The organism is Xanthomonas prunicola (assembly GCF_025266575.1).
Classification (GTDB): Bacteria; Pseudomonadota; Gammaproteobacteria; order Xanthomonadales; family Xanthomonadaceae; genus Xanthomonas; species Xanthomonas prunicola.
The window spans coordinates 2,773,963-2,786,300 of sequence record NZ_CP096142.1; the positions used below are offsets into that span (position 1 = coordinate 2,773,963).

Sequence of the window (12,338 nt, forward strand, 5' to 3'; positions counted from 1 at the left end):
CCTTGGTCCCAACGAACGTTGGTAGATCATCAAATGCAAGCTACGTCACAAGTTAACTATGCGAGACGAGCGCCGTAGGTGCTTCCACACGCAAACGCTTGCACAGCAATGTGCCCACGTTTGAGGAAGCTCCAACTGGCGACGCTCCAACCGTCTCCCTGGTGAAATTAGCGCTGTGGAACCACCCGATCCCATCCCGAACTCGGAAGTGAAACGCAGCTGCGCCGATGGTAGTGTGGCTCAAGCCATGCGAGAGTAGGTCATCGCCAGGGGCTTTACCCGAAACCCTCAGTCCATCAGGATTGAGGGTTTCTTTTTTTGGCTACACGTCGATAAGTCCGCCCACAGGCGAAGTCAGCAACCCTCAGGCAGGCAAGATGCGGCAGCTGAAGTGCCGCAACAGTGGCAGCAAGTTGCCTGATAAGGCTCCGGAAACTTCCAGTCAGCAGGCCGAAACAGAAACTCCGTTAACACCGCGCGCCGGTTGACGCCTGCAGTCTGGTAACGACGTCTGGTAACGGCGCAGGCAGTCGAAGCAGTGGATATAAAAGCGTCTGCAGGGAAGCACCGATTGCATTCGAGCGTATCGGCCTCCATATGCTGCTTTGCCGGTGCGTGACCGGCACTTGTCTGGATGCGCTAATGCCCGAATTGCCTGAGGTTGAAACAACGCTGCGCGGCTTGTCGCCGCACCTGCTTGGGCAACGCATCCATGGCGTCATCCTGCGTCGACCCGATTTGCGCTGGCCGATTCCTGAGCAGATAGAGCGCTTGCTTCCCGGCGCCACCATTACACACGTGCGGCGCCGTGCGAAGTACCTACTGATCGACACGAATGCGGGCGGCAGCGCATTGCTGCATTTGGGAATGTCCGGAAGCCTGCGGGTGCTGCCTGGCGATACGTTGCCGCGGGCGCATGACCATGTGGATATCAGTCTGCAAAATGGCAGCATCCTGCGCTTCAACGATCCACGTCGCTTTGGCTGCTTGCTGTGGCAATCCGACACCCAGGCCCATGAATTACTTGCTGCGCTTGGCCCAGAACCATTATCAGACGCATTTACTGGTGATTATCTGCATGGGCTGGCGCGTGGCCGCCGTGCCGCTGTCAAAACCTTTTTGATGGACCAAGCTGTGGTTGTCGGCGTTGGCAATATCTATGCTGCCGAAAGCCTGCATCGCGCTGGGATCAGCCCGTTACGCGAGGCAGGAAAGGTGTCTTTGGATCGCTACCGGCGCCTAGCCGACGCAGTCAAGGACATCCTGGCGTATGCCATCCAACGCGGTGGTACCACCTTGCGCGACTTCATCAGTCCGGACGGCGCGCCCGGCTATTTCGAACAGGAACTGACCGTTTACGGCCGCGAAGGCGAGCCCTGCAAACAATGTGGACGCGTGTTGAAGCACGCGATGATCGGCCAACGCGCCACGGTGTGGTGCGGGAGTTGTCAGCGGTAAGGGGTATGCCATATCGAAAGGGTCTTTGACGATTAGCTTGATACGAGTTGTGCCCAGATGCCCCGACGAAAAGCCCTGCAAAGCAGCTCGCATCAATGTGCCAAGTTGCTTATTAAGTGCCGCTTTACACACGCCAATACGACGCAACGCTGCGACGACAGCAGTGGCTCTCGCATGCATGTGCGATCCTCAGCTACGTGGTGGGCTAGTGCGCCGCCTTTCCGTTCGGAGGGCCAGACGGCCGCAACCGGCGTAATTCTTGCTCCCACGCATGTGCCCGTCACATCGTGACATTGTCGGAATGTGCTGAGAGGCAGCCATATGGGCGCCTTCAGTGTCCCGGTAGACGCAAATCCAAATCGCGTCTTGCGCGTATCGAACACCGAAGACGCAGGCGCAACTGGCGTTGTTCTGGTTTCCACACATACAGCGGTCCACAATCCCGAGGTCCTTGTTTGGAATCACGCTATGTCCAGCTCACCGAAGCTCGTCATTCCCCAGAGGGTTCTCGGTGCAGTTGCGCTGTTGTGCATAACGCCGTCGGGCGCAGTGACGCCTGCACCCGCTCACGCAGCTGCCGTAGAGCGCATCCAATTGCGCAGCAAGGCGGTTGAGTTGAGCGCCACGCCAGCATTTGGGGGGCGCACGCTGTCGTTCAATCTGCGCGGTCAGCCGAATGTCCTGAAAGTCGGTGCGGCGGTGGAGCAACAGCCTGCGCCCGAGGTTTCAGCCACTTCGGGGATATCCCGTATTTTGGCCATGATGTGTGGGTTGGGCCGCAGAGTCAGTGGTGGTTGCACCAGCAACTCAACCACGAGCGTCAAGCGGCCGCCGCGGTGTGGCCGCCAGACCCGTATCTGTCGTTGGTGCAGACGCATGTCACCCTGCGGGATCATGACGCGTTGGAATTTGAAGGCGTGCCGAGCCCACTGACCGGCGTGCAATTGCGCAAGCAAATCAAACTTTCTGCAGCGCGCGCGGACACCGTGGAGATCCAGGTCAGCGCACGCAATATCCGCACGCAACCCATCGCCTGGGATCTCTGGTTCAACACGCGGGTTGCGGCCACAACCAGGGTCTTTGTGCCGGTTGCCGTTGCTGCGGACATTCGTGTGCAGCCGCCGAGCGAGGCCGGCACGACTGCGCCGCATTTTAAGCTCGAGCGCGGCATCTTTGCGCTGCGCGCCGATGCGCGCCAAGACGGACTGATCCAGCGCGGTAAGTTGTTACTGCAGCCATCTGCGGGATGGATGGCCGGCTTTGCGGGCGGGCAAGTATTGGTGATTCGCTTCGCGCATCAACCGCTGGCGGCGATCCACCCCGAACAAGGGCAGGTGGAGTTGTATCTGGATGCGCCACCCCAGCATCCGGCACAGGGATTGCTGGAAATGGAGCTGCACGCGCCGTATCGGCAGCTCGCGCCGGGGGCGCAGATGCAGGCGCAGGAGCAGTGGACGCTGCTGCGCTACACCGGGCCGGACGAGGAGCTGGCGCAGCGACAGTTCCTGTGCGGCAAGGCCAAAGCGCTCGCGCTGGCCAATGCATGCGATGCGCCGTCCGCGCCCCGCTAAGATACGCATTCACCTCGATGCCGGGCTGTGGCTATGATGTCGCCCAATCCCTGACCAGACCAGACCAGATTGATGCGCATGCAACGACGACACTTCCTGAAGAATGCCGCTGCCGCATTGGCCGCGCTCGGTTTGCCGGCGTTGCCGCAATGGGCACTGGCGGCCGAGGCCGTTGGGTTACGTCGACTTGGACAGCCGCAGCCGTTCGACTACGCTTGGTTGAAGGGTCAGGCACGCGAGCTGGCAAAAGCGCCGTACAAGAGCCATAAGCAGGTATTGCCGGGGCCGCTGGAGGCGCTGAACTGGGATCAGTACCAGTCCATCCGCTACCGCCAGGATCACGCGCTGTGGGCCGATGGCAATGGCAAATTCCAAGCGAAGTTCTTTCATCTGGGGCTGTATTTCCATACACCGGTGCACATCTACGACATCGTCGATGGCAAGGCGCAGCAGCTGGCGTACGACCCGGCCGCATTCGATTACGGCAAAAGCGGGCTGGGTGGCAAGCAGTTGCCGAAGGATCTGGGCTTTGCCGGTTTCCGGCTCAATACGCGCAAGGACACCGATCGCGACTTCTCGGCGTTCCTGGGCGCGAGCTATTTCCGTGCTGTCGGTAAGGAAGGTCAGTACGGACAATCCGCGCGCGGGCTGGCGATCGATACCGGTACTGGCGGGCCGGAAGAATTTCCGGACTTCATCGCCTATTACCTGGAGCAGCCGGCCGACGACTCGAACACGGTGGTGGTGTATGGGTTGCTGGATTCGCCCAGCATTGCCGGCGCGTACCGGTTCGCCATCACCAATGGCGATGTGCTGCTGATGGACATCGACAGCGCGCTGTACCCGCGCAAGGCGATCGAGCGGCTGGGCATCGGGCCGTGCACCAGCATGTATCAGGTCGGCGAAAACGATAACCGGATGGACTGGGACTGGCGCCCGGAAATTCACGACACCGATGGCTTGGCGATGTGGACCGGTGGCGGCGAGTGGATCTGGCGTCCGTTGTGCAACCCGCCGCACCTGCGCTTCAACATGTTTGTCGACGAAAACCCGCGCGGCTTCGGGCTGCTGCAGCGCGACCGCAACTTCGATCATTACCAGGACGATGGCGTGTTTTACGAGAAGCGCCCGTGTCTGTGGGTGGAACCCAAGAGTGGTTGGGGCAAAGGCTCGGTGCAGTTGGTCGAGATTCCGACCGTGGACGAAACCTTCGACAACATCGTGGCGTTCTGGAACCCGCAAGCCAAGCCGCAGCCTGGGCAGGAATTGCTGATGGGCTACCGGCTGTACTGGGGCGCGCAGCCGCCTGCCAGCTCGCCGCTTGCGCATTGCGTGGCTACCCGAACCGGCCTTGGCGGCATCGTGGGGCAAAAGCGCAGCCATTTCTCCTGGCGCTTTGCGGTGGATTTTGCCGGTGGCGAACTGGCGGCGCTGGCGAAGGACCCCAAGGCCAAGGTGGAGGCGGTGCTGCAGGTGTCTCGCGGCACCACCGAAATCGTGTCGGCGCGCCCGCTGCATGAGCTCAAAGGCTATCGGGCGATGTTCGACCTGGTACCGCCGGACGAGGGCACCCAGCAGATCGATATCCGCCTGTATCTGCGTGCCAACGGTAAGCCGCTTACCGAAACCTGGCTGTACCAATGGACCCCGCCGGCGGCGAGCGAGCGCAAGATCTATTGAGGATCGCTGAGCGAGGCGGCCGGCGTCTGTTGTTGGACTCACTTCGCGCTGCGGCGCGGCAGTGGGCCCGCGAGTGACTAGAGTCCGCCACATCGGGCGTTGGCGCGTGGCCTGCTGATGTGCTTCTTCGCAGGCTGACGGTCGCTGGGTGAAGCGCCTCAGTGCGGCGCCGATGGGTCGACCAGGTGCAGGCGCCCGCGCGGGCGTGCGCAGGCCAACTCCACGCGGAAGCAGGTGCCTTGCTTGCCGCTGATGATGCGCAGTTCGCCTTGATGGGCCTTTGCGATCTGCGCTGCCATATGCAAGCCCAGATCGACGTCGGGCAGCGCACGTCCGTCGGAATGCACATGGGTGGACGCGTGCAGGATATCGAGCCGACGCGGATCGATTCCATCCAGATTGCAGACTTCGATGCGCAGCCGGCCCTGTTCGGTCACCGCGACCGCCTTGATCAGCGAACTTTGCGGGCCTTGCACGACCGCGTTGATCATCATGCTGCCGAACATCTGCGCCAGACGCACCGCATCGCCGTGCACCGGCTCGTCGATGGCCACGTGCGTGGACAGCACCTGGTTGGGATAGGCGGCGCGGGTTTCGTCGACCACCTGCGACAGCGCATCGAGCAGATCGCTGCCGCTGCCGTAGTCCAGCTGCAGCCAGTCGCGCTCGATACCGCGGGCGAAATCGCAGGCGAAATCGATCAGTTCTTCCATGCGGCGCAGGCTGCGCTGCATCGAGCGTATCGACGCACCCTGGCGCTGGTTGAGCGGGTCGATGGACAGCGCGTCCACCACGGCATGCATCGATTGCAGCGGGTTGCGCAGGTCGTGACCGAGGATGCCGATGAACTCCTCGCGCAAGCGCGCCGAGGCACCGACACGTCCCAGTTCATTGCGTGCCCGCCGCGATTCCAGCGCGCTCTCTTCGGCACGCTGCTCGGCCTGGATCTGTGCGGCCAGCAGCTGCGCCAGCAGCTCGACCTTTTCGACCAGCGGTGCGTCCATGGCGCGCGGCAGTGGATCCAGCGCGCATAACGTACCGAACACGCTGCCATCGTCGAACTTGATCGGCACCGAGACGTAACTTTCGAAGCCGTAGAGCTTGGGCGTGGGGTGGTCGCGGAAGGTCGGGTGCTCGGAGGCATGGCCGAACCAGATCGCATTGCCCTGGGTGCGCACGCTGTCGCAGAAGGTGGTGACCAAGGGCAGCTCGTCGCCGGGTGCCAGTCCGAAAGACAGCTCATCTTGCACCTGGCAGGTGATCCAGCGCGTATCGGTCACGCGCGCGACGGCGGCAAACCCCATTCCGGTCAGACGGGTGAGGATGGTCAATACGTCGGGGACCGACGAGAGCCGGCCAACGCGCGCGATGTCGGCGCGTAATGCGGGAGGCAGTGGACCCATGAGTGCCTCCAAAAAGTGGCTGATTGCCAGTTTACAGGGCTGCGGTTGCGCCCGGCTATGTGGCGCGCCGCTGTATTACACCGCCACAATACGCCTGTGCGCCAGCGATCGCGATGCCGCCGTGACCGCATGCCCGCACAGGTTTAGCAGCGCCTGCAGAACGTATAGATCGCCGTTGGTGGATCGGGCCTAGCGGCCGAGGAAGTGGCCCTGCGCCACGAGCAGAGGTTGGTTCCAGCGACTGCTGTCAGCGCGGCGGCAAGGCATGGGGCGCTGTCGAGAAGCGAGCCGCCATGTGTCTGGCCCACACCTGCCGTGCCTTCTTGGCGCGACACCGGGTTGCGTGCCACAGCGCGAAGATCGATGTGATCGAACGCTGATCACGCAGGCGCAGCCGGCCTCATCCACCTCGGCGGCAGCAGCACCGCAGATACGCTGCCAACGCCCGGCGTTAGGCAACCGGCAGCGGCAAGGCGATCTGTAGCGGATCGATGCGGCCTTCCCCACGCATGATCTTCTTGAACTCGGCGCGGCTGACCGAGACATAGCGCTCGTTGCCGCCGATCTCCACCTGCGGGCCGTCCTGCACCGCGTGCCCGTGCGCATCCACGCGCACGGTCATGGTCGCCTTGCTGCCGCTGTGGCAGATGGTCTTGATCTCTTCCAGCTCGTCGGCCCAGGCCAGCAGGAACTGGCTGCCTTCGAACAGTTCCCCGCGAAAATCGGTGCGCAGGCCGTAGCACAGCACCGGAATGCGCAGGCGGTCGACCACCTCGCTCAGCTGCCACACCTGCGCACGGCTGAGGAATTGCGCCTCGTCCACCAGCACGCAGTGCAACGCGCCGTCATTGTGGATGTCGCGCTCGACCAGCTGCTGCAACTCGGTGTCGCGCTCGAAGATGCATCCGTCCGCGCGCAGGCCGATCCGCGAGGCCACCACGCCGCTGCCGGCGCGGTGGTCGAGTTTGGGCGTCAGGATCAGCGTGCGCATGCCGCGCTCGCGGTAGTTGTGCGCGGACTGCAGCAAGGTCGTGGTCTTGCCGGCATTCATTGCCGAATAGTAGAAATAGAGCTTGGCCATCTGGCGATTTTACCGGGCCGGGCGGCTGGATGCGGCGGCCGCGTGTGCGAGCTGGCGTGGCTCGGGGGCAAGCTCTTGCCGTCGAGGAGGTGGGAGCGCAGCCCACAGCTATGGAGCGAGGGCTAGCTGTAATGGAGACATGAACCCATCGCGCAGGCCAGCCGCAGGCAGCCCCAGTACAATGGCCTGCTCTGTTGGAAGCCTCTATGCACGGTCTCAATCCCCCGCAAAGCGCCGCGGTGCTGCACTGCGAAGGTCCCTTGTTGGTACTGGCCGGTGCCGGCAGCGGCAAGACGCGCGTGATCGTGGAGAAGATCGCGCACCTGATCGCCACCGGCCGCTATCCGGCCAAGCGCATCGCCGCGATCACCTTCACCAACAAGTCGGCCAAGGAAATGCGCGAGCGTGTGGCCAAGCGCATCCGTGGCGATGGCGCCGAAGGCCTGACCATCTGCACCTTCCATGCGCTGGGGCTGAAGTTCCTGCAGATCGAGCACGCTGCGGCCGGTTTGAAGCGCGGCTTTTCGATCTTCGATTCCGACGATGCCGCCGCGCAGATCAAGGACCTGATGCACGGCGCCAAGCCCGATGCGATCGAGGATGCCAAGAACCTGATCTCGCGCGCCAAGAACGCCGGTCTGTCGCCGGAACAGGCGATGGCCGCCGCGCGCAGCAACCGCGAGAAGGAAGCGGCCAGCCTGTACGAGCGCTACCAGGCGCGGCTGACCACCTTCAACGCGGTGGACTTCGACGACCTGATCCGCCTGCCGGTACAGATCCTGGAGGCCAACGAAGAGATCGTGATGGGCTGGCGCGAGCGCATCGGCTATCTGCTGGTGGACGAGTGCCAGGACACCAACGATGCCCAGTACCGCTTGTTGAAAATGCTGGCCGGCCCGCGCGGCAACTTCACCTGCGTGGGCGACGACGACCAGAGCATCTACGCCTGGCGCGGCGCCAATCCGGAAAACCTGCAGCAGATGGGGCGCGATTATCCGGCGCTGGAAATCATCAAACTGGAGCAGAACTACCGCTGCTCCAACCGGGTGCTGCGCGCGGCCAATGCCTTGATCGCGCACAACCCGCACGAGCACTTGAAGACCTTGTGGAGCGACCAGGCCGACGGCGAGCGCATCCGCGTGTGGGAATGCCGCGACAGCGAGCACGAGGCGGAAAAGGTCGCCGCCGAGATCTCGTTCCTGGGTACCGCCAAGCAGGTGCCGTGGAGCGATTTCTGCATCCTGTTTCGCGGCAATTTCCAATCGCGGCCATTGGAAAAGGCGCTGCAGCTGCTGCGCGTGCCGTATCACCTGACCGGTGGCACGGCGTTTCTGGAGCGGCAGGAAGTCAAGGATGTGCTGTCGTGGCTGCGGCTGATCGTCAATCCCGAAGATGACGCGGCGTTTCTGCGCGCAGTGCAATCGCCCAAGCGCGAAGTGGGGGCGACCTCGTTGGCGCGGTTGGCCGAGCTGGCCAGTGCGAAGTCGGTGCCGATGTCGCGCGCGGCCGAATCGATGGGCGCGTTGCAGCACCTGCCGCCGCGTGCGGCCAATGGCCTGAGTGCGTTCACCGATATCCTGCGCGATATGCGCGAGCATTCGGCCACGATGCCGGCTGGCGAACTGGTGCGCACCCTGGCCGAAAAGTCCGGCCTGCTCAACGATCTGCGCAATCAGTCCAAGGACGAAACCGGCTTCCAGCGTCGCAAGCGCAATCTGGACGAGTTGGCCGAGTGGTTCGAAGGCGGTCCGCGTGGTGCCAGCGCCAGCGATCTGGCCGCGCAGCTGGCGTTGCTGTCGCGCAACGACAAGGACGATGGCGGCAACCAGGTGCGCATGATGACCATGCATGCATCCAAGGGCCTGGAGTTCCGCTATGTATTCATCGTCGGCTGCGAAGACGGCGTGCTGCCGCATGAAGTGAGCCTGGAAGAAGGCAACCTGCAGGAAGAACGCCGGCTGCTGTATGTGGGCATCACCCGTGCCAAGGAGCAGCTGTGGATGAGCCACAGCAAGTTGACGCGCAAGTTCGGCGAGCATGTGCGGCTCAAGCCGAGCCGGTTCTTCGACGAGATTCCGGCCGAAGAATTGCAGCGCGATGGCGCCGACCCGGTGGCCGATGCCGAGCGCAAGAAGGAGCGCGCCAGTGCGGGCTTGGCGGCGATCCAGGCGCTGTTCGACTAGCGGTTGTTGCGTACCGCGCAGGCTTGCCAGCGACACGCCTGCGCGGCAGTCTGGTTTGCCCTGATGCCGGAGTGCGCCGTGACTGTCGTGATCGAAACCCCGCGTTTGCGCCTGCGTACGTTGGATCCCGAGCGCGATGCCGACGCAGTGCTGACGCTGGTCAACGACCCCGGTTTCATCGCCGGCATCAACGATCGCGGTGTGCGTACCCGCGAGCAGGCGCGTGATCATCTGCGTGAGTGGGCGCAGGCGCACCAGGAAAAATACGGCTTTGCGCACTGGGCGGTGGAGACGCGCGCCGAAGCGGCATTTGCCGGCACATTGGGGTTGTTGTGCCGCGATACCTTGCCGGTGCCGCATATCGGCTTTGCACTGCTGCCCGAGTATCGCGGCAAGGGCTATGTCAGCGAGGCCGGGCGCGCAGTGCTGGACCATGCGCGCGATGTGCTGGGGTTGCCGCAGCTGTGCGCGATCGTGGCGCCGGACAATGCCGATTCGATTCGTGCGCTGGAAAAACTCGGATTGCGGCGGCAAGGCCTGCGCGTGTTGAGCCAGGAGGACCATCCGGTGCTGTATTACACGATCGCGCTGGCTCCGGCCGACATGGACAGCCGGGCAGGCCTGCGGCACCCTGGCGGCGACTCTCACCGCTGAACGCGGCCGACACAGCGCAGCAAACAGTCGTCAGCGCGGCGGGCACGGCGCGCAGGTACTTCGGTTGACGAAGGGCGCAGCGCCTCCGCACCGCACCTGCCTGGCGATGAGCGCCGTCGTTGTGTCCGTCGTCCCAACAAGGACACTCGCATGCCATTGCTGGTCAACACCTATTCCACGCTGCGCGAGCCGTTGTGGCCGGATTTCCTGCCGCGCGCCGCCGTGCAGCACCGCGACCACGCCGATCCGGAATTGGCCACGCATCTGCATGGCTTTGTCGGCTACGTGAATCAGGCCGGCGACGGCCAGATGACCCAGCCGCGCTATCACCTGATGCGGCACGTGCAGCGGGTGCGCCAGCATTTCACTTTCGAGGTCGACGATGCGGCTTTCGGGGAATTGGCGCAGTGGGCCGAGCAGGCCAACGCGGTGTGTTTCCTGGCCGACGGCAGCGTGCGCGATCCACACGGGCGGGTGCTGATCAGCCAGGGCGAGCCGGCCATCGATGAGCAGGCGCAGGTGCCGTATCCGCCGGATGCCTTGCAGCGGCGTGCGCAGCAACTCGCGCAGCTGACCGCGCAAGGCATCCGCGTGCCACCCAGCCTGCCGCCGGTGCCTGGCGAGGCCGAAGCGCGGGTGCGCGACGCCGCGGCAGTGACGCAGCGCATGCTGGCATTGTTTGCGGTGGCCTTGCGCGCGGAGATGCTGGCCGCCGGCGATACGCCGCCGGCATTGGACGCGATGGACGCCCGCCTGCCCGGTGTGGCGGCGGCACTGTCGCCGCAGGAGCGCGCCTTTTTTGCCCAGCCTGCGCCGGAGCCGCAGCAGCTCGCCAACTTCGGATGGCGCTACGAGAGCCTGGCCGTGCTGCAGTGGGCCCTGGGGCTGGCCGAGGCGCTGCCGGAGCCGACCGACCTGTGCGATGTGCCCCTGGCTGCCCAACGCGCGCTGGAGCATGCCGAGGCCGCGACGCGCCCGTCGCTGACGCTACGGCCGGTGCCCGAGCTGCTGGATGCGCTGGACCGGCACTTGCGCCTGCATTGGGCGGTGCGCCAGGCCGGCCAGAGCGAGCAACCGCCACCGGCCGGCATCGTGCCGGGCGTGGTCTACGAGCGTCATTACACCCTCAACTGGCTGCTGCACTTCGAAGACGCCGCCTGGGACGAGGTGGATACGCCGACGTAAGCGGGCCGGCCGCAGGCTGCGCCGTCACTGCACGGCAAGCGCGTCGTCTGGCGGTCTGGCCGCTCGTTGCGCGCTTTGCGCCCCGCGCAGGCTTCGATGTGAAGCGGGCATCTCCCAGGTGCGGACCGTCGCGCTAGGCGCCAGCCGCCTCCAGGCGCGCCTGCACGGCGGCCAGCGCATCCTGCAGCTCGGCGACGGTGGCTTCCAGCGTTTGTATGCGCGCTTCCAGCTCGCTGCTGTCGGCATTGCTGCGGGGGCCTGGCGCAGCGCGCGCCGCTGCGGCCTGCAACGCCTCCACATCCAGCTCGCCGCTGAGCAGATGCGCATAGCGGTCCTCACGCTGGCCGCTGGCACGCGGCAGTTGCACCGCCAGGCCGCGCTGGATCAGCCGGTCCAGATGATGGCGCACGTCGTCGGCATCGTTGAAGCGCGCCAGCCGCTCGCTGCGCGCGAACAGCTCGCCCAGCGTCTGCGGGCCGCGCAGCAGCAACAGACCGATCAGGGCCACCTGCTGGCGGGTCAGGTCCAGCACGCTGCCCAGCCGGTGCTCGTAACGCTCGGCGCGCGAGGAGAACTGCTGGCGGACCAGCCCCAGGGTTTCGAGTTGACGCAGGGCGTGATGCACCACGCCGGTCTGCAGGTTCAGCACCGGCTCGCGTGCGGTCTTCTGATTGGCCGCCACCTGTGCGGCGTTGACGGTGAGCGGGTAGGCGTCCGGCGTAGTGGCCTCTTTTTCGATCAGGCAGCCGAGCACGCGGGCCTGGGCGGTATCGAGGACGGGCGGTGGCGAGGTCTCTGTCATCGGTGACTCCGGGGCAATCAGCGCACAAGGATATGCCGATCCGCTGCCGGCGTTCTTCCAATACGGCGATCATGCGGCGCTGACTACGACATCGACAGTTGTATCGGGCATGTTTACGTCGTGCGTCGGGTCGGCGCATGCAGGAACGGGTGCAGGCACGCATCCGCAATCGGATGGAAGACCGGTGCAGCCACGCTGTGAAACGACCCGCATAGCGGAGATCGCCATCTGTGCGCCGCAGGCACATCCAACAGCGTTGCCGTCATCCGGAGCGAGCGATGCGGCGCGAACCCGCTAAAATCGCATCCTTTCTTGCCGCTC

8 protein-coding genes, 1 rRNA gene and 1 pseudogene are annotated in these 12,338 nt (G+C 64.4%); 7 read left to right on the forward strand and 3 right to left on the reverse strand.

The window, feature by feature from the left end:
- The first annotated feature begins 157 nt into the window (after nt 1-157).
- From rrf to M0D43_RS11860, 4 genes and pseudogenes are all read left to right on the forward strand, one after another.
- Nucleotides 158-272, forward strand: a 5S ribosomal RNA gene (gene rrf / locus M0D43_RS11845).
- Between the two features lie 370 nt (nt 273-642).
- Nucleotides 643-1,458: a bifunctional DNA-formamidopyrimidine glycosylase/DNA-(apurinic or apyrimidinic site) lyase gene (mutM, locus tag M0D43_RS11850; protein WP_252164780.1), complete on the forward strand. Its 816-nt coding sequence runs from the start codon at nt 643-645 to the stop codon at nt 1,456-1,458.
- Nucleotides 1,459-1,926: 468 nt separating this feature from the next.
- Nucleotides 1,927-3,029 (forward strand): annotated as a pseudogene (locus M0D43_RS11855) (DUF4380 domain-containing protein).
- Between the two features lie 78 nt (nt 3,030-3,107).
- Nucleotides 3,108-4,709: an OpgD/OpgG family glucan biosynthesis protein gene (locus M0D43_RS11860; RefSeq protein WP_252164782.1), complete on the forward strand. Its 1,602-nt coding sequence runs from the start codon at nt 3,108-3,110 to the stop codon at nt 4,707-4,709.
- Between the two features lie 158 nt (nt 4,710-4,867).
- On the opposite strand, the gene M0D43_RS11865 is transcribed toward M0D43_RS11860, so the two are convergent.
- Both M0D43_RS11865 and M0D43_RS11870 read right to left on the reverse strand, forming a co-directional pair.
- On the reverse strand, nt 4,868-6,112 hold the full coding sequence (locus M0D43_RS11865) for a GAF domain-containing sensor histidine kinase (protein WP_252164783.1): 1,245 nt from the start codon (nt 6,110-6,112) through the stop codon (nt 4,868-4,870).
- A gap of 451 nt (nt 6,113-6,563) precedes the next feature.
- Complete coding sequence (locus M0D43_RS11870; protein ID WP_252164784.1) at nt 6,564-7,193, reverse strand: thymidine kinase; 630 nt, start codon at nt 7,191-7,193, stop codon at nt 6,564-6,566.
- A gap of 206 nt (nt 7,194-7,399) precedes the next feature.
- On the opposite strand from M0D43_RS11870, the gene rep reads away from it, so the two are divergent.
- From rep to M0D43_RS11885, 3 genes are all read left to right on the forward strand, one after another.
- Nucleotides 7,400-9,376, forward strand: a complete 1,977-nt coding sequence (gene rep, locus M0D43_RS11875; protein ID WP_046963838.1) for a DNA helicase Rep — start codon at nt 7,400-7,402, stop codon at nt 9,374-9,376.
- A gap of 63 nt (nt 9,377-9,439) precedes the next feature.
- The gene (locus M0D43_RS11880; protein ID WP_252164785.1) at nt 9,440-10,030 is read left to right on the forward strand and encodes a GNAT family N-acetyltransferase; all 591 of its coding nucleotides are present in this window, start codon (nt 9,440-9,442) and stop codon (nt 10,028-10,030) included.
- A 150-nt stretch (nt 10,031-10,180) separates the two neighbouring features.
- Nucleotides 10,181-11,215, forward strand: a complete 1,035-nt coding sequence (locus M0D43_RS11885) for a DUF4272 domain-containing protein (protein WP_252164786.1) — start codon at nt 10,181-10,183, stop codon at nt 11,213-11,215.
- Between the two features lie 133 nt (nt 11,216-11,348).
- On the opposite strand, the gene M0D43_RS11890 is transcribed toward M0D43_RS11885, so the two are convergent.
- Nucleotides 11,349-12,017 (reverse strand): YceH family protein, encoded by a 669-nt coding sequence (locus M0D43_RS11890; protein WP_252164787.1) that lies wholly within the window; start codon nt 12,015-12,017, stop codon nt 11,349-11,351.
- Nucleotides 12,018-12,338 lie beyond the last annotated feature (321 nt).

What these genes read in the sequence shown, in the direction of transcription:
- M0D43_RS11880 (WP_252164785.1), top strand. Translation starts at nt 9,440, where the DNA reads ATGCCGGAGTGCGCCGTGACTGTCGTGATCGAAACCCCGCGTTTGCGC.
- M0D43_RS11865 (WP_252164783.1), bottom strand. Translation starts at nt 6,112, where the DNA reads ATGGGTCCACTGCCTCCCGCATTACGCGCCGACATCGCGCGCGTTGGC.
- mutM (WP_252164780.1), top strand. Translation starts at nt 643, where the DNA reads ATGCCCGAATTGCCTGAGGTTGAAACAACGCTGCGCGGCTTGTCGCCG.
- M0D43_RS11870 (WP_252164784.1), bottom strand. Translation starts at nt 7,193, where the DNA reads ATGGCCAAGCTCTATTTCTACTATTCGGCAATGAATGCCGGCAAGACC.
- M0D43_RS11885 (WP_252164786.1), top strand. Translation starts at nt 10,181, where the DNA reads ATGCCATTGCTGGTCAACACCTATTCCACGCTGCGCGAGCCGTTGTGG.
- M0D43_RS11890 (WP_252164787.1), bottom strand. Translation starts at nt 12,017, where the DNA reads ATGACAGAGACCTCGCCACCGCCCGTCCTCGATACCGCCCAGGCCCGC.
- M0D43_RS11860 (WP_252164782.1), top strand. Translation starts at nt 3,108, where the DNA reads ATGCAACGACGACACTTCCTGAAGAATGCCGCTGCCGCATTGGCCGCG.
- rep (WP_046963838.1), top strand. Translation starts at nt 7,400, where the DNA reads ATGCACGGTCTCAATCCCCCGCAAAGCGCCGCGGTGCTGCACTGCGAA.